We start from the raw sequence: 22,718 nt of genomic DNA, 5'->3' as shown, positions 1-22,718 counted from the left end.
ACGGCTGCGCCGTGCTCGGCCGAGGATGACGAAAGTTACTGCTGCGGCTGGGCTTCGGTTTGCCAGCCGCCGGCGCCGATGGACGGAGCGGTTTGCGGCTGCGCCTGCGGTTGTCCGCCCGCATCCGGGAGCGTTTCGCTCTGAACGGCGGCGGCCCCCGTTGTCATCGGCTGTTGCGACGTAGCCGCATCAGCCCGGTGCTGTCCTTGAAGCGTCTGTAGGGCGCCTTCAACCCTCTTGTCACCATCGGCGGGGGTATAGTCAGCCGCCTTGCACGAGCAGCCGTTGACGTATTCCTTGCGATAACGGAAAGCGAACTTGAGCTTCGTGTAGGGTTCCTGATCCTTCATCGCGACAGCTTGCTCAACGGTGCCGCCGGGATTGGGATAATAGAACAACTCCGACGGCGCCGCGCAGTGCGACGAGCAGACGTCCGCGTCATGATCGAAATGGCTGGGCAGCGTCGAGAAACTCACCGGAAAATAGAAGCCGTCGCACAGGCGAACGCACAGCGTGCGATACGTTTGCGCGCCGTTTGCAGCGCGCGGGTTCCAGGTATTGCCACCGCTGGACTCTTCGTCTTCCCACATGCCGCCGGTGTTGCCGTCTTCGCGCCGGGCCATCGCAGAGTAATTTGCGCCGCAGTTGTTGCGCGCAAGTTCGCGGATGATGTCGTCCTGATACGACCGGCCCGACGAGCCGAGGATATCCTGCCGCTGCGCATCGAGATCGGAAAGCCGCCGCTTCGAATTGTCGACCTGCCGGGCAAGGTCCTTACACTGCGGGATGTTCTTCAGCGACTTCGTGAACAGGAAGTATTCGTAGCAGCCACGATCGAGCCGCGCTTGCGTCTGGTCGACGGTGGTTTCGAGCTGGCGAATTTCGCCTTCGATGCGAGGCAGATCGGCCTGCGACTGGCCGTTTTTCTTGTTCTCCTGCACAAGCCGCTGCTCAAGCTGCAGACAGATCGGGTTGCGATAGCTCGATGCAGACGATTGCGGCGGCGCGCTGGGCTGCACGGGAACGCCGGCCTGGGGCGGGGCGGCCGGATAGCCGGGTTGCGGCGGAGCCGACGGATACGCGGCAGGAGGCTGCCCTTGCGGCGGAGGCATGGGGGCGGGCGCAGGTTCCCGGTAGACAGGCTCCTGCGGTACGGGCGGACGGTCGCCGCCGTCCTGCCGGTCGTCACCGCCGCCGCCGCCGAACGGCCACCAGCTCTGGGCCGAGGCTACTTCCGAGACGAAAAGCAAGGCAATTGCCGCGGCGGCAAGTGCAAGCGCCAGCCGGCGAACGGTCGTGTTGATTGGACTTCCTTGGCTCACGCCTGCTCCCAACGTCCCCTAGACGGTATGCGCGCGCAACGCTCGAAGGCGCTCAAAAATCACGCATTCCGGACCCTAAGCAGCGATTTGCTAGCGGGTCAATTGGGAGCAATTGAGACATTCCACGTTTTACAAGCGGTTTCAGCAGCTTGACGGATGTGGAAAGGAGCGGATAAGGCCCGGCGGCAGACTTATCCCCGCGCCGTGCAGCTATGGCATACTGCGGAAATCATGAATGACGATGGACGAGGTCCGGCTTTGGCGCTGAAACTTTACAACACGTTGACCCGGCAGAAGGCCGCGTTCGAGCCGATCGATCCGAATAATGTCCGTATGTACGTCTGCGGCCCGACGGTCTACGACTACGCCCACATCGGCAATGCCCGCCCGGTCATCGTGTTCGACCTGCTGTTCCGGCTGCTCCGCTATATTTTCGGGGCGGGCCACGTGACCTACGTCCGCAACATCACCGACGTCGACGACAAGATCAACGCCCGCGCTGCGCGCGACTATCCCGACTTGCCGCTGAATGAGGCGATCCGCAAAGTCACGCAGGCGACGGAAGATCAGTTTCACAAGGATATTGACGCACTCGGCGTTTTGCCGCCGACGTACGAACCGCGCGCGACCGAATACATCCGCCGTCCCGAAGGCGGCGAGGACATGGTCTCGATCATCGAGACGCTGGTGAAGAACGGCCATGCCTACGTCGCCGAAGATCACGTCCTGTTCGATGTTGCCTCGATGCCGGACTACGGCCGCCTGTCGAACCGCTCGTTGGATGAGATGGAAGCCGGCGCCCGCGTCGAAGTCGCGCCTTACAAAAAGGGGCCGATGGACTTCGTGCTTTGGAAGCCGTCGAAGCCCGGCGAACCGGCGTGGCCGTCACCCGCAGGGATCAAGACGCCGGGCCGTCCCGGCTGGCACATCGAGTGCTCGGCGATGTCCGGCGCGTTGCTCGGCCCTGTGTTCGACATTCATGGCGGCGGCATCGATTTGACGTTCCCTCACCACGAAAACGAAATCGCGCAGTCGCGCTGCGCCCACGGCACGCCGGTAATGGCGAACGTCTGGATGCATAACGGCTTTCTGCAGGTCGAAGGTGAGAAGATGTCGAAAAGCCTCGGCAACTTCATCACCATCCGCGAGCTGTTGAATGACGGTTGGCCGGGCGAAGTGCTGCGGCTCAATATGCTGCGCACGCACTATCGCCAGCCGATCGACTGGACGAAGAAAGGCCTGGAAGAGAGCCAGAAAATTCTCACTGCTTGGTTTGCACTCGAGGGCATCGATACCAACAATCGCAATGTGATTCCGCCCGCCGTTCTCGAAGCGCTCGAAGACGATCTCAACACGCCGAAGGCCATTGCAGAACTGCACGGGCTTGCGGCCGCCAAAGATGTGAAGGGGCTCGGCGCCGCGCTAGGACTCTTGGGCTTCGACGGCTCCTCTTTGAAGGCCGCCGACGCACGCGCGGCAGAAAGCGCTCAGGCTGTTGCGGCGACCATCGAGCCGCTAATCGTAGCGCGCCTCGAAGCTCGCAAACGCAAGGACTTCAAGGAATCGGACCGTATCCGCGATGAACTCGCTCGCATGGGCATCACGCTGAAAGACGTGAAAAACAAGGACACCGGCGAGATCGAAACCACCTGGGAAGTTGCTCGCTAGGCGACTGCAACCGAATCGAATCATCGACGCCGGCTATCAATGACTGTCAATAACCTCAGGCGGATAATGCACGTTTGATATAGGCTGACCAACAAATGTGGATGGCAGATATAGGCCGTTTGACATAGCTCCCACGCTGCCTCAGCCTGGAATGGTTGGGGGGGCCCCATGATCAAACGCGCAATTTTGCATATCGGTGGAGAGAAGACCGGTTCCACGACACTGCAGCGTTTTTTGACACGGAATGCCGCGCTTCTAAAGCAAGCGGGCTTCTTTTACCCTTGTGCGTCGAATGACATCTGCTTCGAGCACGATGCGCATTTTCCCGTTGCCGGCGCTCTCATCGACGGCGACGTTGAGTTCGTCTCTGCCAAACGCCAACCCATGCTACCGTCGGTGCTGGCGCATCTAGCGCAAAGCGCACGCGCGGCGAACGGCAATCTTATTCTGTCGTGCGAGCATTTCTCATCGCGCATCACGCGGCTGCAGCAACTTCAAAAGCTGCGCGACGCGCTGCCGACGGACGACATCAAGATTGTTTTTTACGCACGTGAGCCGTCGGAGCTGGCTTTGGCGTCGTGGTCCGAGAGCATTCGGAACGGGAGTCATCACAGGTTCAGTGCCGACCAGATTTTGCCTCAGGCTCGTTTCTTCAACCATTTGCAGACACTCGATTTATGGGCGGAAGCTTTCGGCAGAAGCAACTTGATCGTGCGAGAGTATGACAGGACGCAAATGGCAGATGGCGATATTCGGCGGGATTTCTGCGAGCAACTCGGCGTGGAGATCACAGATCCGCTGCTCGATGACGACCGGAATATCTCACTCGATTTGCAACGCCTTGAAGTTCTTCGCCACCTTAATGAAGCCCTGCCGAAGTTCAGCGAGTGCGCGGACGGTTGGCGGCGGGCGCAATGCATTCGAGTTTTGGTCACGGAATTTATCCCCGAAGGTGAGCCGCTCGGGCGCCTGCTGAGCAAGCACGAATCCAACGCGATCAAAGCGCGGTTCAGCGAGGTCACGCAAGAACTCAACAGGCAATATTTCGACGGTCGGCTGTCACGCAAATGGTTTCCGCAGGACAATCCCGCCGACCCCGAGCCAAATAGCGTCACGGCCCTGCAAGAGGCCGAGGTCATCCAGGCTTTGGTCGCTACGATCACGCGCATGGCAGAAAGAACGTCTGAGGATGGCACCTCGCATGCAGTCGGGGGGGCTCGGGCGTACCGGAAAAGACGGCTTCGCAACACTCGGCGGAAGTTGAAACAGGCTCTCCAGGTAACGAAACAACGGCTGTTAGCGCCGTTCGAAGCCCGCGGCGCTTGATTGAAGGTGAGCCGAACGGTCGCTCCGAATTCGGCGCGCGATAGTCGCTGAATATAAGGGCGAATGGGCTCCCTGGACGGGACCCGTTGAGCGGCCGTCGGGCGTACGGAAGACACGCCCGACGACAAAGACAAATCACCTCAACCCGCGAAATACCCCGGCTGCCCAATGTCGGCGATGAGCCCGATCTCTTTGGGCGTCCACCCAAGCCGCCGCTGCGTCAGAGCACTGGATGCCGGCATGTCGAGACCGGCGAACATCGCGAGCGGGCCGAAATATTCGCCGGCTTCTTCTTTCTTGATCGACAGCAGAGGCACGCCTACGGCGCGAGCGACGATCTCCATGACATTAAGCATAGGCACGCCTTCCTCGCTGACGGCGTGATATATGCTGTCCGCCGTCCCTTTCTCCAACGCGAGCTTATAGACGCGGGCCACATCCAAGACGTGCGCCGCTGACCACCGTTGGCTCCCGTCGCCGACATAAGCAGCCACGCCTTTCTGGCGCGCGCTTTCAACGAGATAAGAAATCAAACCGGCCTTTCCTTTGGCGCCATGCACTTGGGGAAGGCGTATCGCCATCGCCCGTGCGCCGCGCGGCGCGTAAGCCAGTCCTGCCTGTTCAGAGACGCGCGGTATGTGAAGGCCGGCCTCACGCCTCATGTCTTCGGTGACGACCACGCCAGGAGCGATCAACCCCGTTCCCGATGTGACGATGAAAGGCTTATTCGTGCCTTCGAGTGCATCCCCCATCGCTTCGATGGCGCGCTTGTCGATCTGTCCGTTCTCCGCGAATTTCGCGAAATCATGGATGAATGCGCAGTGGATTGTCCCATCGGTCTCGCGAGCGCCGACTTTAAGACTATCGAGATCTTGCAGGTCGCCACGGTGCACGTCGGCACCCGCCGCAGTCAGCGCCGCCGCCGCATCATCTGAGCGTGCCAAGCCCAGCACCTGGTGTCCGGCGCCAAGCAATTCATTGACGACAGCGGAGCCGATAAAGCCCGTCGCGCCGGTAATAAAAACACGCATGATATCCTCCTCAGTTACGTCGGAGGCTATCTCGTGCTAGCGTCTATGCTGGTAAAGACGTGAGTTTATACGGGTATAATCACTAATACGATGAGTTTATCGGACACCAAAGAAAGCGCGCTCGGCGCTTACCTGCGAGATCGCCGGACGAAGCTCGATCCCGCATCGTTCGGCTTGCCGCTCGTGCGCAGGCGCACGCCAGGACTCAGGCGCGAGGAGGTGGCACAGCGCGCCAACGTCAGCGCCACTTGGTACACGTGGCTAGAGCAGGGGCGCGGCGGTGCGCCATCTGCCGACGTGCTCGACCGTATCGCACGTGCGCTGATGCTGACGGACGCCGAGCGCGAGCATCTGTTCATTCTGGGCCTCGGTCGCCCGCCGGAGGTGCATATCAAGGAAGATGAAAGCATCACACCGCGTCTGCAGCGCGTGGTCGACGCTTTCGAGATCAGTCCCGCGATGATCAAGAACGCGATGTGGGATGTCGTCGCCTGGAACCGCGCGTTCGCAACCGTCCTGACCGACTATGGCAAGCTCCCGCCGGAGAAGCGCAACCTCTTGCGCGTCGTCTTTAGCGATCCTCAAGTTCGCTCGGTGCAGTACGATTGGGAGAGCGTCGCGCGGTTCATCGTGGGCGTTTTCAGGGCGGACGTGGCGCGGATAGGCGCGACTGCGCGCGTGAGTGCACTGGTCGATGAGCTTTGCCAGTCGAGCCCGGATTTCGCACGGCTATGGCGCGACAACGATGTGCGCAACTACGGGGGCGGAATGAAGAAGCTCCGGCATCCGGTTCTCGGCACCGTCAGTTTCGAATATTCGGCATTTGCCGTCGATTGCCGCCCTGATCTTGGAATGATCGTATACAACCCCGCAACGCCCGAAGACGCCGAGCGGGTAAAGTCTTTGATCCGTTCGGCCGGCGGTTGAATCCTAAAGCCTGTGTGCTTTTCGGGTGACGACCTAGGCCTACGAGCGGCCTTCGTGATGCGGCACTCCGTCAATCAGCCGGAAAAATGCCGTGAGGCGGGCAGCGTCATGAAACTGCTCCAACCGCGAGATCTGCATGCCGCGAAACATCACGATCTGACGATATGTGCCAGAATGACTTTGTCCCGTTTCTCTATCTTTCAGGAAATAGGAGACGCGCGAACGTCCTATACCGGCGTGAAATTGAAAAGCTTCAACCACCGCCATGCCGGTGGCCTTCGCGTTGATGTCTCTTAGGAAAACGCCCATGGCGTCCTTGCCCTGGATGACCAGAGGGGGAGAGGTGCTGTCGACTGCATTGCGCTGAAACCATAGATCATCGGCATAGGTGCGGAGGACACCCTCGATATCGCCGACGCTCCAGGCGCGGTGCGCCTCATCAATGATGGCTTTTGCCGTTGCGAAGTTCAGCGACATTCGTCGGTCTATTCAAAGGCCCGCTGTGTGCACGGTTAATCCGTACCGACAGTTTCGGACAGGCACTCGACAACGTCAAAGGAATTACGGCGGCGATTTTTGGTTATTCCGAGGGTAATGGCTCGGCGGAAGAGCGAAAAATATGGCACGGAAGGAGGTCAACAGGGGGCTTGCATCGGCCCCCGCATGGGGTTAGGCCCATCGCAGCATCCCATAAGCCCTGGCGACACCAGAGAAGGCCGGTTAACGCCGGTCCGCGCCGGTTTATTTAGCCCAGACGTTTACCCTCAGACGCAGCCATGTCCAACGAATACCCGCTCCGCCCCTTCCTGCCCGCCGATGCGATGGCACTGCGCGATCTTTTCGCCCAGTCCATCGACGAGCTGACGGTCGATGACTATGACGAAGATCAGAGGCTCGCTTGGGCCGCCAGCGCCGAAGATGCCGCCGAATTCCGCGCCCGCTTGGCGGCGGCCTTGACACTTGTCGTCCAACTCGACGGTGAATATCTGGGTTTCGGGTCCCTTAAGGACAATAAAACCATCGACATGCTCTACGTGCATCCCGACTACGCAGGCGAGGGGGTTGGCACCGCGCTGGCCGATGCGCTGGAGAAGATCGCAGGCGCCAGGGGCGCCGAGGCTGTCACGGTCGACGCAAGCGACACGGCCGTGCCGTTCTTTGAAAACCGAGGCTACGTCGCGACGCAGCGCAATTCTGTTCCGCGCGACGACCAGTGGCTTTCCAACACGACCATGATAAAGCGGCTCGCCGAGAGCCAACCGAAGAAAACGACCGAACCGTCATGAGCAAGGAACGCCTTTATCTTTTCGATACGACGCTGCGTGACGGCGCGCAGACGACGGGCGTCGACTTCTCGCTCGAAGACAAGCGCCGGCTGATGCGCGTGCTCGACGACCTCGGCATCGATTATATCGAAGGCGGCTATCCAGGCGCCAACACGACCGATACGGACCTGTTCGCGTCACGTCCGAATTTTAATTCGGCGCGCTTCACCGCGTTCGGCATGACGAAGCGGGCAGGGCGGTCGGTCTCGAACGATCCTGGCTTCCAGGCAGTCTTGCAGTCGGCAGCCGACAGCATCTGCCTCGTCGCCAAATCGTCGGACTATCAGGTTCGCGTCGCGCTCGGCATCACGAACGACGAAAATCTCGAAGCCGTTGATCAATCGGTGCGCGCCGTCGTCGAGACGCAGCGCGAAGCCATGATCGACTGCGAGCATTTCTTCGACGGCTACAAGTCAAACCGCGACTACGCCATCTCCGTCGCCAAAACCGCCTACGATGCCGGTGCGCGCTGGGTGGTGCTGTGCGATACCAACGGCGGCACGCTCCCGCATGAGGTCGAGCGCATCGTCGCCGATGTCGCCAAGCACGTGCCGGGTTCGCATCTCGGCATCCACACGCATAACGATACGGAAAATGCCGTCGCCAACACGCTGATGGCGGTCCGCGCAGGCTGCCGTCAGATCCAGGGCACGTTGAACGGCCTCGGCGAGCGCTGCGGCAATGCCAACTTGACGTCCATCATTCCGACGCTGCTCTTGAAAAGCGAGTTCGCGGAATACTTCGAAACCGGCGTCACGCCGGAGAAGCTGCGCACGCTGACGCATGCGAGCCGCGTTCTCGACGAGCTTTTGAACGAAGCGCCGAACCGCCACGCGCCGTATGTCGGCGAAAGCGCCTTCGCGACCAAGGCCGGCATTCACGCGTCGGCGCTTCTGAAAGCGCCAGAGACTTATGAGCACGTTCCGCCCGAGAGCGTCGGCAACGAACGGCGCATCCTCGTCTCGAAGCAAGGCGGGCGCTCGTCGCTGACGTCGGCGCTCGAACGCCTCGGCCTGCCCTCCGATAAGGACGACACGCGCGTGCAGGCGCTGCTGGACGAGGTGAAGGCGCGCGAGGATCAGGGCTATTCCTATGAGGCCGCCGAAGCCTCGTTCGAGCTTCTGGCCCGGCGCGCGCTCGCGACCGTGCCTCGCTATTTCTCGGTCGACAACTTCCGCGTAACGGTCGAGCGCAAGGAAGAGCGCTCCAGAGCCCGCAACGGCAACGGCACCGTTTCACAGGCTGTGGTCACCGTTTCGATTGCGGGTGACGACGCGGCGCTGGTGTCGGTCGGCGAGGGGAATGGTCCGGTGAACGCGCTCGATAAGGCGTTGCGCAACGACCTCGGTCGCTATCAGAAGCACATCGAGAATGTCGAGCTTGTCGATTACAAGGTTCGCATCCTCACGCAGACGCGCGATGGCGGTACCGCGTCCGTCACGCGCGTTCTCGTCGAAAGCCTCGACATGGAAACCGGTGAGCGCTGGACCACCGTCGGCGTCTCGCCCAACATCATCGACGCCAGCTTCGAAGCACTGCTCGATAGCATCAACTACAAGCTCCTGCGCGACAACGCCGTTGCAGGATGACCGCCTTCACTGCAAGCGCTGTCACCTAGACTGCCGAAAGCGCTTGCGTGAGATCGGCAACTAGGTCGTCAGGATGCTCAATCCCGATTGAAAGCCGGATCGTTCCTTCAGAGACGCCGATGGCTGCGCGAACGTCGGCCGGGACGCCGGAGTGCGTCGTCGAAGCGGGATGGCATGCCAGCGATTCCGTGCCACCCAAGCTAACCGCGAGCTTGAAAATTTCCAGCCGGTTCAAAAACTGAAAGGCTTGGCGCTCGCCGCCGGCAATGTCGAATGAGAATGTCGAGCCTGCGGCTTTGCATTGTGTTTTGAAGACGCGATGCTGCTTCGTTCGGGGTTCGAGGAAAGCCAGATAGTGGACTTTGGTAACCGCCGGATGATCGCGTAGAAACTTAGCGACGGCCGTCGCATTTCTGTTGGCACGCTCCATGCGAAGTTCCAGCGTTTCGAGCGAACGGCCAAGCATCCAGCAGGAATGCGGATCGAGTTGCGTTCCGATCGCGCCGCGCAAAAGTTTTACGGGGCGGGTCAGTTCCGTGCCGCCAAGAACGGCGCCGGCAATGAGATCGGAATGGCCACCGACGTACTTCGTCAGAGAGTAGATCGACAAGTCCGCTCCGAGCGCCAAGGGTTTTTGAAATAGTGGTCCTAGGAGCGTGTTGTCGCAAATGAGAATGGCGCGATGCCCTTGCTGCTTTGACGTTTCCTCCGCAATGCGCTTGACGAGCGCGATATCGACCAGCGTATTCAGCGGGTTTGACGGCGTTTCGATCAGGAAGAGCGCAATGCGCCCCTTCGTTTGCGCAAGTGCAACGGCCGCGCGCACGCTTGCTTCATCCACGCCATTGGCAAAGCCGACCGCACGAATGCCTAAAGGTTCAAGCGTCCGCGACAGAAGCGTTTCTGTGCCGCCATAGAGCGGCTGCGAGTGGACGATGACGTCGCCAGGCCGCGCAAAGGCCAGCACCGTCGTCGAGATGGCGGACATGCCCGACGAGAACAAGATGCACGCGTCCGCTTCCTCGTAGACCGCGAGACGTTCCTCCACAATCTCGCTGTTGGGATGGTTGAAGCGCGAATAGACGAGGCCCGCCGACGTCCCTTTTGGCGGCTGCTTTCGGCCCGCAACGTAATGAAAGAAATCGCGGCCTTCTTCCGCCGATTTGAACACGAACGTCGAGGTCAGGAACACCGGCGGCTTGACCGCGCCTTCCGACAGAAGCGGATCGTAGCCATACCCAAGCATCAAGGTTTCGGGGTGAAGTTTGTGCTTGCCGATATGGGTTTTAGACGGGCGCGGAGGAGCCATGACCGTGCGGCCTCGGGTTGGCGGCCGGGATCGCAAGGCGCTTAAGATTCGCAATCCGAGACGCGATTCAACGGAAAGACAGTATGTTTGTCTTTGAGCGGGGAGGAGTCAAACGAGGCGCGATGTTTTGGAATTGCCGGTCTGCGTAAAGCGCGCGCGGCAAGCCTACATCCAGCTCTTGCCGTCTTCCGCCTGGCATCCCGCGGGTGGTAGGGCGTTGGGAAAGTTCGCGTGCAGCTTATCGCAACCCCATTTGCGGACCGGTGTGGGGAGCGCGCTGTTGATCTGAATGCCCGTCTCATCATACGGGCTCGTCTTGTTCGTCACGTAACTATACCAGCGCTGACCGAAGAAAATAACGAACGCCACGATAGTGATAATGACGATACGGAGTGCTCTGCGCATGGGGGAATCCTAATTCATCTGCGAACGCCCCCGCCATGCCGCGCGAATGTGTCGAGGTCGCGACGCGGCGACGGTTGTCAGCTAAGAACGAAGCAACTCGGCCGTGCCCGGCGGCCAGCTCCCGGCGGGAGGCGGCGCACCGACAAAAAGCTTATCCCCCAGCAATCGCGCCGACGATGAGGAACGGCTGCGTGCCGCGAACGACGTCGTCTGGCAGCGGCGCATCCGGAGCATCGTGCGAAAGATCCCGCTGGCACGCGAAGAAGCGCAGGAACGGCCGCCGTTTTTGCGTGCCCTGATCGCGGATCGTACCCCGCAGCACCGGATACGTTTTCTCCAGCGCATCAAGCAGCGCCCGCTGCGTAACCGGCGCATCAACTTCAACGACCACCTCGCCGTTGATGCTGGCGTGCTTCTTCAGATGCGACGGCAGGACGACGCGGATCATGTCAGCGTTTGCACCTCGACGGAAAGCACAGCCGGCAGATCGCGAACGATCGTGCTCCACGTATCGCCGGCGTCGGCCGAACCGTAAACTTGTCCGCCAGTCGTTCCGAAATACACGCCGCACGAGTCCAGCGTATCGACGCACATCGCATCGCGAAGAACGTTCACATAGCAGTTGGACTGCGGCAGGCCGTTGGTCAGCGCTTCCCAATCGTTGCCGCCCGTTCTGCTCCTCCACACCTGGAGCTGGCCATCTATTGGAAAATGCTCAGCGTCGCTCTTGATGGGGACCACGTAGATCGTCTCGGGTTCGTGCGCGTGCACGTCGATGACGAAACCGAAATCGGTTGGCAGATTGCCACTGACCTCGCGCCACGAATTGCCCGCATCATCCGAGCGCATCACGTCCCAATGCTTCTGCATGTAAAGCACCTCGGGCCGCGTCGGATGCATTGCCAGGCGATGGACGCAATGCCCGACTTCCGCTGTCGGATCGGGCATGAATTCCGATTTCAAGCCTCGATTGATCGGCCGCCACGTTGCGCCGCCGTCGTCTGTTCGAAACGCGCCGGCCGCCGAGATGGCGATGAACATGCGCTGCGGATCTTTCGGGTCGAGCAGAATGGTATGCAGGCACATGCCGCCCGCACCGGGCTGCCAATGCGGACCCGAGCCGTGGCCGCGCAGGCCGGAAAGCTCCGCCCACGATTTGCCGCCGTCCTTCGACTGAAACAGCGCCGCATCTTCCACGCCCGCATAGACCGTATCGGGATCTGCGAGTGACGGCTCGATGTGCCAGACCCGCTTGAACTCCCACGGATGCGGTGTCCCGTCATACCATTGGTGCGTGCCGGGAACGCCGTCGTAGGCGAACGAATTATTGACGGCTTCCCACGTCTTGCCGCCGTCGTCGGAGCGCTGGATTTGCTGTCCGAACCAGCCGCTCGATTGCGATGCATAGATGCGGTTCGGATCGGCAGGCGAGCCTTTGAGATGGTAGATTTCCCAGCCCGCGAAATGTGGCCCGCTGACGTCCCAATTTTTGCGCGCGCCATCTGCCGTCAGAACGAATGCCCCTTTCCGCGTGCCAACCAGCAATCGAACGCCTGTCATGTCGCCTCCCGTTCTCGTTGTCCGGCGATCCGCTTTGTGGCCCCGACTGAAGGCCTTTTTTCGGTCGCAGTCCACTTTAAGACGAACGGCTACCGTCCATTCCGACAGGGCATCGCAAAAAAAATTGAACGACTTTCGTTATTTCGCCTTCTAAACACGCCCGAACACACAAGGTGTTTCATCAGATGACGGGTGAGTAAAAAAACACCGTCATCCCGGCGAAGGCCGGGATCCAGACAAACCGCAGCATGCCGGATGGGGAGGCTTGACTGGATGCCGACCTTCGTCGGCATGACGAAAGAGTTCTTGCCCGGCGGCCGGCTCCCCGGAAGGGAGTCGCCCGGCACCAATCAAGAAATCATCACCGGGGCTGTCGCAGCAACAGTCACGCCGTCATCGTCGATCCAGGCGATCTCGATCGTGCCGGGGCCTGAAATGCGCAACTGAAATGCGAGATAAGGGTTCGCCGAAATGCCCGGCCCGAACTCGGCGCGGAAAACCTGTTGGCCGTCGAATTTCGCAATGAACGTGTTGATGATATCGCGCGGGATTGATTTGCCGTTTTTGTCGTGGCGGTTGCCCGTTTCCATGACATGGCGAATGAGCGTCTTCACCTCGATGACGTCACCCGCCTTGATCGTATCGGGCAGCTTGATGCGGAGACCTGTGGCAGCCATCCGATCGCTCCCTAAATCCCGCAGCCGCCGATAAGCACTTTTACGCGGGTCGTCGACACCAGCATGTCGCCGCCGGAAAGCTCAGCCAGCACGATCACGTCCTGCGTCTTCGCTAGCCGCATGCGGCTCTGCACACGCGCGACGGCATTCACCGGCGACAGATGGAACGTGGCGACATGCGCATGCGGGTTCGCGGTCGAAAGAATATGAATGGCTTTGACGTGGTCTGCCTCCGTCATCGGGCTATCAACGGCAATGGTAATCGGCACGAAATTGCCGTTGTCCGCCGTCTCGGGAAGATCGACGCTGATCTTGCCCTCGATCGGCTTGGCGCTGCCGACGATGCGCGCGAAATCGTCCTTGAAGTCCTGGCTCGGCACGAATGCGTCGGATGCGCCGGCGTCCTCGTTGGCGCGCGCGATGAACGGCGCCAGACCAGCTGCCACCGCTCCGGCGATGACGAACGTCCGGCGGCTTAAGACGGCAATGTCGATCCGGTCACGCAAGCCAGCCTGCCTCAAATCGCCTTGATTGCTGTTCGATATATAGGAATGGGGTTCGCCGGACGCCCAACCTTACGATTTATTTTCCTGACATGCCCCGCTGCCCGTGGCAAATCTCGGTCAAAATGGCCGTTAAGAACGAAAAGAGGGCGCATGTCGGCGCACCAGCATCAGGCCAAATCTGGGGGCGGGGAATGACCGGGATCACGCGCCGTGAATTCAATGCATTGGCGGCGGGCGTCGGTGTTGCCGCCTTGACCGAGCTGCCGCGTCCCGCATTGGCCGCTGGCCCTGCGAAGATCGTCGTCATCGGTGGTGGACCCGGCGGCGCGGCCGTCGCCAATCGCCTCAAGTCGGCCGACGCTACGCTCGACATCACGCTGATCGAGCCCAAGGTAAAATATACAACCTGTTTCTATTCGAACCTGTATCTCGGCGGCTTCCGCACTTTCAAATCTATCACGCACGATTATGAGGGCGTGAAAAAGCGCGGCATCACGGTTCTGACCGACACCGCGACGGGCATCGACACGACGGCGAAAAAGGTGACGCTCGCCAAGGGGCCGACGCTGACGTATGACCGCCTCGTCGTTGCACCGGGCATCGATTTCAAATGGGATGCTATCGAAGGCTATTCGCCCGAAGCCGCCAAAATCATGCCTCACGCGTGGCAGGGCGGCCCGCAGACGTGGCTTCTGAAGGAAAAGCTGCTCGCGCTGCCTGACGGCGGCCTCGTCGTCATGGCCGTACCGCAGAACCCGTATCGCTGTCCGCCGGGCCCCTACGAGCGCGCCTGCATGATCGCGCATTTCCTGAAGACGAAGAAGCCGAAGGCTCGGCTCGTGCTTTTCGATGCCAAGAAAACCTATTCCAAGCAAGCCGTGTTCGAGGAAGCCTTCAACGAGTATTACAAGGACATCGTCGAGATCAATCTGACCAACGAGATTGACGATTTCTCGGTCATCAAAGTCGATGCGAAGACAGGCGTCGTCACCACGAAAGCCGGGCGGACTGAACGCGCCGCGCTCGCCAATATCATCCCGCCGCAGAAGGCGGGCGCCATCGCGGCGAGCGCCGGCTTGACCGAGGGCGACTGGTGCCCGGTCAATCCGGAGAATTTCACGTCGACCAAGGCAAAAGACGTCTACGTGCTCGGCGATGCTGCAATTGCGAACGAAATGCCGAAATCAGCCTATTCCGCAGTTAGCCAGGCGGGCGTCGTCGTCAACGACATGATCGCCGACCTGCAGGGCAAGCCGAGAACGGCCGGCCGTTTCCGCAACACCTGCTGGTCGATGCTCGCGCCCGACAACAGCGCCAAGATCGGCGGCGACTATGTGCCTGCAACCAAAGACGGAAAAGCATACCTGGAGATCAAGGACGGCTTCATCTCGAAGCCGGACGACAGCGCCGAGCTTCGCCGCCAGGTGAACGAGGAAAGCGCCGACTGGTATCAAACCATCATCGAAGACCTGTTCGATGAACCGTCCCAGCAGGTGACGCTTCCCAACTTCCGCAATCCTTAAGCTTTATCGCGCAGCATCTGGCCGGGCCGAAGGGACGGCCTATGTATCTGCAAGATTAGCGACTGCCGTACAAACGTGATTAATTAGGCTCAGAATAGACCCTGGAAGCCTTCGCCCTGGACATCTGGCGGCGGGCGACCCAAGTTGACGTATACGTCAACGGATGATAGGGCGCGCTGAGACTGATCGCCTAGCGGCAGCCCTGTTCGGGAGGCACGGAAATGGCACCCATTGTTCTGATCCTGGTGGCTTTTGCCGCTGTTTTGGCGCTGGGAATGGTACGAGCGCCCCTCTGGGGCTGGGCGGCCGCCGTCGGCGCCTGGACGCTGCTCGCGACGGACGGCCATATTGGTCTCGTCTCCTGGGCCGCGTGGCTGCCGTTCGTGGCGCTGGCCGTGCTGTCGATCCCGGCTGTGCGCCGCAGCCTCATCATCGCGCCGGTCTTCGCCCAGATCCGAAAAATTCTGCCGCGCGTCTCCGACACCGAAGCACAGGCCCTCGAAGCAGGAACCGTCGGCTTCGACGCCGAACTTTTTTCCGGCACCCCCGACTGGGACAAGCTCAAATCTGTGCCGCCGATCGAACTGACGCCCGAAGAGCGCGCCTTCCTCGACGGCCCGACCGAAGACCTCTGCCGTATGATCGACGACTGGCAGGTGCGCCATACGCTGCACGATGTGCCGGACGAGATCTGGGATTTCGTCAAGAGGAACGGCTTCCTCGGCATGCTGATCTCGAAGGAGCACGGCGGCCTCGGATTCTCTGCGCAGGCGCAATCGCTGATCCTCGGCAAGATCGCCTCGCGTTCGCCCGACGTCGTCACGATCGTCATGGTGCCGAACTCTCTTGGGCCGGGCGAACTCATCGAGAAATACGGTACCGACGAGCAGAAGCACTATTACCTGCCGCGCCTCGCCAAGGGTGAGGAAGTGCCGTGCTTCTCGCTGACCGGCCCGACGTCCGGCTCCGATGCCGCTACGATGCGCGATGTGGGTTACGTCACGCGCGGCAGCTACAAAGGCCAGGATACGCTCGGCATCAGCCTCTCGTGGGACAAGCGCTACATCACGCTCGGCCCGAAGGCGACGCTTGTCGGTCTGGCGTTCCGTCTGTTCGATAAAGACAACCTGCTTGGCAAGGGCGAGGACGTCGGCATCACGCTGGCGCTGATTCCGGCCGATCATCCGGGCATTAACATCGGCCGCCGCCATCTGCCGTCCGGCGCCGCCTTTCCGAACGGCCCCAACTGGGGCAACGATGTTTTCATCCCGATGGATTGGGTCATCGGTGGCGACAAGATGGCCGGCAACGGCTGGCGCATGCTGATGGAATGCCTTTCCGCCGGCCGCGCGATTTCGCTGCCGTCGTCCGGGACGGCCGGCGCCAAGATGATGCTGCGTGTGACGTCAGCTTATGCCCGCATCCGCAAGCAGTTCGGCCTGCCGGTCTCGCGCATGGAGGGCATCGAGGAAGCGCTCGTCCGTATGATCGAGACGGCCTATGTCAACGAAGCCGGTCGCGCGATGACCGCTGCGATGGTCTCACGCGGCGAGAAGCCGTCGGTCATCTCCGCGATGATGAAATACCAGACGACGGAGAAGCTCCGCCGCGCCGTCAACGACGCGATGGATATTCACGGTGGCCGCGGCATCTGCGACGGCCCCGCGAACTATCTGCAATCGGCGTATCAGATGGTTCCGGTCGGCATCACCGTCGAAGGCGCGAACATTCTCACGCGTACGCTCATCACCTTTGCGCAAGGTGCGCTGCGCTCGCATCCCTATCTCTATAAGGAAGTGCAGGCGGCCCAGAACCCCGACAAGAAGCGCGGGCTCGACGATTTCGAAAACGCCTTCAACAATCACATCGCCTTTTCGCTATCGAACGCGACAGGCGCGTTCGTGCACAACGTCACCGGCGGCGCTTTCGTGAAGGCGCCGGATCACGCGCTGCGCATGTCCGACTGGTATCGCCAGCTTGGCCGCGCCAGCCGCTCCTATGCCTTCGTCGCGGATCTGACGGTCGCGCTTCTGGGCGGCGGTCTGAAGATCAAGCAGAAGATCACCGGCCGCATGGCCGACGCGCTCTCCGAGCTTTACCTGCTGTCGGCCACTTTGAAGCGCTACGAAGACGACGGCCGTCCGGAAGGTGACGAGTTAATCGTCCAGCTGGCCGCCGAAAATGCGCTCCATCGCTACCAGGAAGCCATGAGCGGCGTGATCGACAATTTCCCGGTTCGCTGGGCGCGGCCGCTGATGCGCGCTGTCGTCTTCCCGCTCGGCCGCCGTCGTAAGCCCGCCTCCGATACGCTGGGGCATCGGGTTGCGCGCCACGCCTTGCAGCCGGGCGAAGTTCGCGACCGCCTGACGCGCGATATCTACGTCTCGAAGGACGTCAACGACCCGACCGGTATCCTGGAAGTGACCCTGGAAAAGGTGATCGCCGCCGAGCCCATCGAGAAAAAGCTCGAAAAGGCCATCCGCGACGGCGTCGTGCGCCGCTATCATGGCAACGACTGGTTTGCCGAAGCGGTCGCCAAGGCTGTGATCACCGAGGCGGAAGCCGAACAGCTTCGCGAGGTCGAACGGCTTGTCGCGCGTGTCATCGCGGTCGACCATTTCGATCCGGCGGAAGTAAAACCGAATTACGTGACGCTCGGCCACAACGTTCGTGGCGCCGAGAGCTTGGCAGCGGAATGACCACTACCGCATCCTATTTGTGTTGAGGTGACAAACGATGACGGAATTTGCGGCTGAGCCGAGCATTCTCGATCTCAAGGACTGGCGTTACTGGGTCGACGGCGAGGACATTGCCTGGGCCATATTCGATCGCGAAGGCGAGAGCATGAATTCGCTCGGCCGCCGTCCGATCGAAGAACTGGCGGCGATCATCACGCGGGCTGAAGCCGATGCCGCGTCCAAGAAAATCCGCGGCCTCATCATCATGTCGGGCAAGGATCGCGGCTTCGTCGTCGGCGCCGACATCCGCGAGTTCGAAACCTTCACCAGCGAGCAGGACGTGATCGCGGCGTTGAAGCCCGTCAACGAACTGTTTGAGCGCATCGAGAAGCTGCCTGTCCCAGTTGTCGCCGCGATCCACGGTGTCTGCGTCGGCGGCGGCCTGGAACTGATCCTCGCCTGCCACTACCGCATCGCCACCCGCGATGATTCAACTCGCGTCGGCTTCCCTGAAGTGAAGCTCGGCATCTTCCCCGGCTTCAACGGCACGGCGCGGTCGATCAAGCAAGCCGGCCCGATGGCCGCGATGCAGGCGATGCTGACGGGCGGCATGATCCGCGCGACTGTTGCAAAGGCGCAGGGCTTCCTCGATCAGCTCGTCGGCAGCCCCGGCGAATTGCATTGGGCGGCGCGCAAGGCGGTGCTGCAAAATCGCAAGTCGAAATCGGCGGGCGCAGCGAAGGCGCTGCTGGCGAAATGGCCGGCGCGCGGCTTCCTCGCAGGCAAGATGCGTCAGGAGACGGCAAAGAAAGTCCGCGAGGATCACTATCCCGCGCCGTTCCGCCTGATCGACCTGTTCGAAAAATACGGCGGCGACCTCCAGACCATGAAGCGCGAGGAAACGAAAGCCTTCGCGCCGCTGATGATGTCGGACACATCGAAAAACCTTCGCCGTGTCTTCCGCCTGACCGAACTTCTGAAAGGCCAGGCCCCGCGCGGGCTGAAGTGGCGTCCGAGCCGCGTGCACGTCATCGGAGCAGGCACCATGGGCGCCGACATTGCAGGCGTCTGCGTTGCCTCGGGCATGGAAGTGACGCTGCAGGATATTTCGCCCGAACAACTCGAAAAGGGCATCAAGGCTCAGGGCAAACTGTTCGCCAAGAAGTTCAAGACCAAGGCGACGCGCGACGCGGCCAAGGCTCGCCTTATTGCCGATCCGGAAGGCAAGGGCGTCGCCCACGCCGATGTGATCATCGAAGCGATCGTCGAGCGGCTCGACATCAAACAGAAGCTGTTTGCCGATCTCGAAACCAGGATCAAGCCCGGCGCTGTGCTCGCGACGAATACGTCGTCGCTGAAGCTCGAAGACATCGCTGCACCGCTGAAAGATCCCGGCCGCCTCATCGGCCTGCACTTCTTCTCGCCCGTCGCGCAGATGCCGCTGGTCGAAGTCGTGCGCGGAACGAATACGCGCGACGATGAAGTGAAGAAGGGCGCAGCCTTCGTCACATCCATCGACAAGTTCCCGCTGATAACGAAAGACGTGCCGGGCTTCCTCGTCAACAAGGTGCTGACGCCGTACATGTTCGCCGCGATGACGCGACTGGAGCAGGGCGAAGACAAGGAGAAGATCGACGAGGCAGCGCGCATCTTCGGCATGCCGATGGGACCGATTGAATTGGCCGATAACGTCGGTCTCGATATCTGCGCCCATGTCGCGAAAATTCTCGGCCAGTCGAGCGAAGGCTCGCGCCTCGATCGCCTTGTGGCGTCCGGTCGTCTCGGCAAAAAAACGGGCGAGGGCTTCTACATCTGGAAGGACGGCAAGCCCGTCAAATCCGACAAGAAATACACCAAAGCTGAACTCGACTCGTTGGGCCGCGATCTCGTCGCGCCGATGATCGACGAAGCGCAGAAGTCGCTGGATGAGGGCGTCGTCGAAACCGCCGACCTCGTCGATGCCGGCATGATCTTCGGCACCGGCTTCGCTCCCTTCCGCGGCGGCCCGCTGCACTACAAGAAAAACCTCGCCGCAAAAAGCCCGTCGCCCGCGACGCAAGCCGCCGCTGCTGAGTAATTTTTTATTCCCTCTCCCCGTTCCTACGCGCGAGGGGGATACTGGAGAAATGAGATGGCAAGAGAACTTCGGCGCGTTGCGGTGATCGGCGGTACTCGCATTCCGTTCTGCCGTTCGAACACCTTTTACGCCGACCAGTCGAACCTCGACATGATGGCAGGTGCGTTGAATGGGCTCGTCGATCGCTATGGCCTCAAGGGCCAGCACGTCGACGAAGTCGTCGGCGGCGCGGTCGTCACGCACTCGAAGGATTTCAATCTCGCGCGCGAAGCCGTTCTTTCGACCAAGCTCGCCCCTTCGACGCCGGGCGTCACGCTGATTCAGGCCTGCGGAACGTCACTGCAATCGGCGCTGATGTCTGCGGCCAAGATCGCAACGGGCGAAATCGAAAGCGCGATCTCCGTCGGTTCCGACACGACGTCGGACGCGCCGATCGTCTTCACGAAGAAATTTTCCAAGCGTCTGATCGCCGCCCAGCAGGGCAAATCGGCGATGGACAAGGTGAAGGCCTTCAAGGGCCTGTCGCCCGCAGAACTCGCGCCGCAGCCGCCCGCCGTGTCCGAGCCCCGCACGGGCTTGTCGATGGGGCAGCATTGCGAACTGATGGCGCAGGAATGGCATATCCCGCGCGCCGACCAGGATCAGCTCGCGTTCGAAAGCCACCGGAAGGGCGCCGCCGCCTACGACGAAGGCTACATGGATGACCTCGTCATTCCCTTCGCGGGCGTCTATCGCGACAATAACCTGCGCCCTGACATCACACTCGAAAAACTCGCATCGCTGAAAAACGCTTTCGAGAAATCGGATCGTGGCACGCTGACGGCCGGCAACTCGACGCCGCTGACCGACGGCGCGGCTAGCGTTCTGCTCGCGTCCGAAGAATGGGCGAAAGCGCGCAATCTGCCGATCCAAGCCTACATCACCTACGGTCAGCATATCGGCAACAATTTCGTCGGCGGCGACGGCCTGCTGATGGCGCCGACCATCGCCGTCTCCAAGATGCTCGACCGTGCGGGCCTCACGCTACAGGATTTCGATTTCTATGAAATCCACGAAGCGTTTGCCGCGCAGGTGCTGTGCACGCTGAAAGCCTGGGAAGACCCGGCTTACTGCAAGAAGCATATGGGCAAGGACACACCGCTCGGCTCGATCGACCGGACGAAGCTCAACGTCAAAGGCTCATCGCTCGCGTTTGGCCATCCGTTCGCCGCGACGGGCGCTCGGATCGTCGCGAATATGGCCAAACTCCTGTCAACGAAAGGCGGACGCGGGCTCATTTCGGTCTGCACGGCTGGTGGTATGGGCGTGACGGCAATCATGGAATCCCCAATGACTATCGAAGCCCAGGCCGCCTGAGGCCCTGACGGGAAGACTCTCGGCCTCCGATGCGCTATGTCCCTCGCGGCCACCGATCGCGAGGGAAGGGACGAATGGGCGCGAAAGACGATAAGCAACTCGAAGCCGCGCGCACGCTTGTCCACAGTCTGGCGGAGCGTTTGGACGTCGATGGCTGGGTGCGGCTGTGGGACGGCACGCGCCTGCCGCTCAGCAAAGCGCCGCAATCGAACTTCGAAATCTCGATCCGCGACCCCGGCGTGATCGGTGCGATCCTGCGCCGCCCGTCGCTCGATTCCATCATTCGCCAATACGTCGAGAAGGGCATCGACTTCTCCGGCGGCACGCTCGTCGATTTCGGCAAGGGCCTACAGGACGGCCGCAAGGGCGTGAAGCTGAAGCCGGGCGAGATCGCGAGTCTCGCACTGAAACTCTCGCCGTTCCTGTTCGCGAAACCATCGGAAGCACGGGACGCACACGGCTTTGAGGGCGAGATCACCGGCAAGAACCGCAAGACCGCCGACAACAAGGCCTACATTCAGTTTCACTACGACCTGTCGAACGATTTCTACGCGCTCTTTCTCGATCCCGAGATGGTCTACTCGTGTGCCTACTACACGGATTGGTCGAACGACATCGCACAGGCCCAGCACGACAAGCTGGAGATGATCTGCCGGAAGCTGCGTCTGAAGCCCGGCGACCGAATGCTCGACATCGGCGCGGGCTGGGGTGGCCTGCTGTGTCATGCCGTGCAGAACTTCGGCGTCACCGCACATGGCGTGACGCTCTCGGAAGAGCAGCTTGCGTTCGCACGTGAGAAGGCCAAGCGTCTCGGCATCGCCGACCGCGTGACGTTCGAACTGTCGGACTATTCGAAACTGACCGGCAAGTTCGACAAGATCGCCTCCATCGGCATGTACGAGCATATCGGACTTAAGAACATCCCGACGTATATGCAGAAGGTGCGCTCGCTTTTGAGCGACGACGGCCTGTTCCTCAATCACGCCATTTCGCGCCGTGCGCCGAAGCACAAGCCGGGTTTTTTCAAAGGCCGCATGCGACCGGAGAAAAAGGCCATCGCCAAATATATCTTTCCCGGCGGCGAACTCGACGACATCGGCCACTCGATCTCCGCCATGGAGCGCGCGGGCTTCGAAGTACACGACGTCGAAGGCTGGCGGCTGCATTACGCGCGCACGTGCCAGCTGTGGTGCGAGCGCCTGACGGAAAACAAGGACCAGGCGATTCAGTACGTGGGTGAGGAGAAGTATCGCATCTGGGTCGCATATCTCGCAGGCGTCAGCCTCGCGTTCTCGCGCGGCACGCTGCGGCTGTTCCAGACGCTCGCGTCGAAGTCGGCAAAACGCACGCCCATGCTACCGCCAACCCGCGCGGACCTTTATCGCTAGCGCCGCAAGCTCGATGGATTTGCAATAACTGTCGTCGTCGGGCTCGTCCCG

Annotated in this window: 19 protein-coding genes; 10 read left to right on the top strand and 9 right to left on the bottom strand. The window is 61.0% G+C overall.

What is annotated here, in order from left to right; genetic code table 11:
- Positions 1 to 35: 35 nt before the first annotated feature.
- Positions 36 to 1,322: a DUF2865 domain-containing protein gene (locus tag ACLB1Z_RS11685; RefSeq protein ID WP_409560010.1), complete on the bottom strand. Its 1,287-nt coding sequence runs from the start codon at positions 1,320 to 1,322 to the stop codon at positions 36 to 38.
- Positions 1,323 to 1,580: 258 nt separating this feature from the next.
- Between ACLB1Z_RS11685 and cysS the strand changes: the two genes are divergently transcribed.
- Together cysS and ACLB1Z_RS11675 are read left to right on the top strand one after the other, a co-directional pair.
- Positions 1,581 to 2,990: a cysteine--tRNA ligase gene (gene cysS, locus ACLB1Z_RS11680; RefSeq protein ID WP_409563265.1), complete on the top strand. Its 1,410-nt coding sequence runs from the start codon at positions 1,581 to 1,583 to the stop codon at positions 2,988 to 2,990.
- Between the two features lie 168 nt (positions 2,991 to 3,158).
- Positions 3,159 to 4,316, top strand: coding sequence for a hypothetical protein (locus ACLB1Z_RS11675; RefSeq protein ID WP_409560009.1), 1,158 nt, complete (start codon positions 3,159 to 3,161; stop codon positions 4,314 to 4,316).
- Positions 4,317 to 4,456: 140 nt separating this feature from the next.
- On the opposite strand, the gene ACLB1Z_RS11670 is transcribed toward ACLB1Z_RS11675, so the two are convergent.
- Positions 4,457 to 5,347 (bottom strand): SDR family oxidoreductase, encoded by an 891-nt coding sequence (locus ACLB1Z_RS11670; protein ID WP_409560008.1) that lies wholly within the window; start codon positions 5,345 to 5,347, stop codon positions 4,457 to 4,459.
- A 90-nt stretch (positions 5,348 to 5,437) separates the two neighbouring features.
- Here ACLB1Z_RS11670 and ACLB1Z_RS11665 point away from each other — a divergent pair, with 90 nt between their 5' ends.
- On the top strand, positions 5,438 to 6,274 hold the full coding sequence (locus ACLB1Z_RS11665) for a helix-turn-helix transcriptional regulator (protein WP_409560007.1): 837 nt from the start codon (positions 5,438 to 5,440) through the stop codon (positions 6,272 to 6,274).
- A 39-nt stretch (positions 6,275 to 6,313) separates the two neighbouring features.
- Here the strand turns inward: ACLB1Z_RS11665 and ACLB1Z_RS11660 are convergent, their stop codons facing one another.
- Positions 6,314 to 6,751, bottom strand: coding sequence for a nuclear transport factor 2 family protein (locus ACLB1Z_RS11660; RefSeq protein ID WP_409560006.1), 438 nt, complete (start codon positions 6,749 to 6,751; stop codon positions 6,314 to 6,316).
- Positions 6,752 to 7,050: 299 nt separating this feature from the next.
- On the opposite strand from ACLB1Z_RS11660, the gene ACLB1Z_RS11655 reads away from it, so the two are divergent.
- Together ACLB1Z_RS11655 and cimA are read left to right on the top strand one after the other, a co-directional pair.
- On the top strand, positions 7,051 to 7,560 hold the full coding sequence (locus tag ACLB1Z_RS11655; RefSeq protein ID WP_409560005.1) for a GNAT family N-acetyltransferase: 510 nt from the start codon (positions 7,051 to 7,053) through the stop codon (positions 7,558 to 7,560).
- On the top strand, positions 7,557 to 9,188 hold the full coding sequence (gene cimA / locus ACLB1Z_RS11650; protein ID WP_409560004.1) for a citramalate synthase: 1,632 nt from the start codon (positions 7,557 to 7,559) through the stop codon (positions 9,186 to 9,188). Before ACLB1Z_RS11655 ends, cimA begins: the two co-directional genes overlap by 4 nt.
- Before the next feature lie 25 nt (positions 9,189 to 9,213).
- Here cimA and ACLB1Z_RS11645 read toward each other — a convergent pair whose 3' ends face one another.
- The 6 genes from ACLB1Z_RS11645 to ACLB1Z_RS11620 form a co-directional block, all read right to left on the bottom strand.
- Positions 9,214 to 10,497, bottom strand: coding sequence for a cystathionine gamma-synthase family protein (locus ACLB1Z_RS11645; protein WP_409560003.1), 1,284 nt, complete (start codon positions 10,495 to 10,497; stop codon positions 9,214 to 9,216).
- A 165-nt stretch (positions 10,498 to 10,662) separates the two neighbouring features.
- On the bottom strand, positions 10,663 to 10,902 hold the full coding sequence (locus tag ACLB1Z_RS11640) for a hypothetical protein (RefSeq protein ID WP_409560002.1): 240 nt from the start codon (positions 10,900 to 10,902) through the stop codon (positions 10,663 to 10,665).
- A 151-nt stretch (positions 10,903 to 11,053) separates the two neighbouring features.
- On the bottom strand, positions 11,054 to 11,350 hold the full coding sequence (locus ACLB1Z_RS11635) for a MoaD/ThiS family protein (RefSeq protein ID WP_409560001.1): 297 nt from the start codon (positions 11,348 to 11,350) through the stop codon (positions 11,054 to 11,056).
- The gene (locus ACLB1Z_RS11630; RefSeq protein ID WP_409560000.1) at positions 11,347 to 12,462 is read right to left on the bottom strand and encodes a WD40/YVTN/BNR-like repeat-containing protein; all 1,116 of its coding nucleotides are present in this window, start codon (positions 12,460 to 12,462) and stop codon (positions 11,347 to 11,349) included. Before ACLB1Z_RS11630 ends, ACLB1Z_RS11635 begins: the two co-directional genes overlap by 4 nt.
- Positions 12,463 to 12,812: 350 nt before the next feature.
- Positions 12,813 to 13,139, bottom strand: a complete 327-nt coding sequence (soxZ, locus tag ACLB1Z_RS11625; RefSeq protein WP_409559999.1) for a thiosulfate oxidation carrier complex protein SoxZ — start codon at positions 13,137 to 13,139, stop codon at positions 12,813 to 12,815.
- 11 nt (positions 13,140 to 13,150) lie between these two features.
- Positions 13,151 to 13,645: a thiosulfate oxidation carrier protein SoxY gene (locus ACLB1Z_RS11620; RefSeq protein WP_409559998.1), complete on the bottom strand. Its 495-nt coding sequence runs from the start codon at positions 13,643 to 13,645 to the stop codon at positions 13,151 to 13,153.
- Between the two features lie 191 nt (positions 13,646 to 13,836).
- On the opposite strand from ACLB1Z_RS11620, the gene ACLB1Z_RS11615 reads away from it, so the two are divergent.
- From ACLB1Z_RS11615 to ACLB1Z_RS11595, 5 genes are all read left to right on the top strand, one after another.
- Positions 13,837 to 15,168, top strand: coding sequence for an FCSD flavin-binding domain-containing protein (locus ACLB1Z_RS11615; RefSeq protein ID WP_409559997.1), 1,332 nt, complete (start codon positions 13,837 to 13,839; stop codon positions 15,166 to 15,168).
- Between the two features lie 221 nt (positions 15,169 to 15,389).
- Positions 15,390 to 17,867: an acyl-CoA dehydrogenase gene (locus ACLB1Z_RS11610; RefSeq protein ID WP_409559996.1), complete on the top strand. Its 2,478-nt coding sequence runs from the start codon at positions 15,390 to 15,392 to the stop codon at positions 17,865 to 17,867.
- A gap of 37 nt (positions 17,868 to 17,904) precedes the next feature.
- The gene (locus ACLB1Z_RS11605) at positions 17,905 to 19,923 is read left to right on the top strand and encodes a 3-hydroxyacyl-CoA dehydrogenase NAD-binding domain-containing protein (RefSeq protein ID WP_409559995.1); all 2,019 of its coding nucleotides are present in this window, start codon (positions 17,905 to 17,907) and stop codon (positions 19,921 to 19,923) included.
- Between the two features lie 54 nt (positions 19,924 to 19,977).
- Positions 19,978 to 21,279, top strand: coding sequence for an acetyl-CoA C-acetyltransferase (locus tag ACLB1Z_RS11600; RefSeq protein WP_409559994.1), 1,302 nt, complete (start codon positions 19,978 to 19,980; stop codon positions 21,277 to 21,279).
- 74 nt (positions 21,280 to 21,353) lie between these two features.
- A complete protein-coding gene (locus ACLB1Z_RS11595) occupies positions 21,354 to 22,667 on the top strand; it encodes a class I SAM-dependent methyltransferase (RefSeq protein WP_409559993.1) in 1,314 nt (437 codons plus the stop codon).
- The last annotated feature ends 51 nt before the right edge of the window (positions 22,668 to 22,718 follow it).

The organism is Hyphomicrobium sp. MC8b (genome assembly GCF_905067615.1).
Taxonomy (GTDB): domain Bacteria; phylum Pseudomonadota; class Alphaproteobacteria; order Rhizobiales; family Hyphomicrobiaceae; genus Hyphomicrobium_B.
The sequence above is the reverse complement of the archived record's forward strand: the minus strand, read 5'-3'. Positions and strand labels throughout refer to the sequence as shown.

Coding starts and splice junctions, on each gene's coding strand:
- ACLB1Z_RS11675 (WP_409560009.1), top strand. CDS start 3,159: ATGATCAAACGCGCAATTTTGCATATCGGTGGAGAGAAGACCGGTTCC.
- ACLB1Z_RS11670 (WP_409560008.1), bottom strand. CDS start 5,347: ATGCGTGTTTTTATTACCGGCGCGACGGGCTTTATCGGCTCCGCTGTC.
- ACLB1Z_RS11665 (WP_409560007.1), top strand. CDS start 5,438: ATGAGTTTATCGGACACCAAAGAAAGCGCGCTCGGCGCTTACCTGCGA.
- ACLB1Z_RS11660 (WP_409560006.1), bottom strand. CDS start 6,751: ATGTCGCTGAACTTCGCAACGGCAAAAGCCATCATTGATGAGGCGCAC.
- ACLB1Z_RS11655 (WP_409560005.1), top strand. CDS start 7,051: ATGTCCAACGAATACCCGCTCCGCCCCTTCCTGCCCGCCGATGCGATG.
- cimA (WP_409560004.1), top strand. CDS start 7,557: ATGAGCAAGGAACGCCTTTATCTTTTCGATACGACGCTGCGTGACGGC.
- ACLB1Z_RS11645 (WP_409560003.1), bottom strand. CDS start 10,497: ATGGCTCCTCCGCGCCCGTCTAAAACCCATATCGGCAAGCACAAACTT.
- ACLB1Z_RS11640 (WP_409560002.1), bottom strand. CDS start 10,902: ATGCGCAGAGCACTCCGTATCGTCATTATCACTATCGTGGCGTTCGTT.
- ACLB1Z_RS11635 (WP_409560001.1), bottom strand. CDS start 11,350: ATGATCCGCGTCGTCCTGCCGTCGCATCTGAAGAAGCACGCCAGCATC.
- ACLB1Z_RS11630 (WP_409560000.1), bottom strand. CDS start 12,462: ATGACAGGCGTTCGATTGCTGGTTGGCACGCGGAAAGGGGCATTCGTT.
- soxZ (WP_409559999.1), bottom strand. CDS start 13,139: ATGGCTGCCACAGGTCTCCGCATCAAGCTGCCCGATACGATCAAGGCG.
- ACLB1Z_RS11615 (WP_409559997.1), top strand. CDS start 13,837: ATGACCGGGATCACGCGCCGTGAATTCAATGCATTGGCGGCGGGCGTC.
- ACLB1Z_RS11610 (WP_409559996.1), top strand. CDS start 15,390: ATGGCACCCATTGTTCTGATCCTGGTGGCTTTTGCCGCTGTTTTGGCG.
- ACLB1Z_RS11605 (WP_409559995.1), top strand. CDS start 17,905: ATGACGGAATTTGCGGCTGAGCCGAGCATTCTCGATCTCAAGGACTGG.
- ACLB1Z_RS11600 (WP_409559994.1), top strand. CDS start 19,978: ATGGCAAGAGAACTTCGGCGCGTTGCGGTGATCGGCGGTACTCGCATT.
- ACLB1Z_RS11595 (WP_409559993.1), top strand. CDS start 21,354: ATGGGCGCGAAAGACGATAAGCAACTCGAAGCCGCGCGCACGCTTGTC.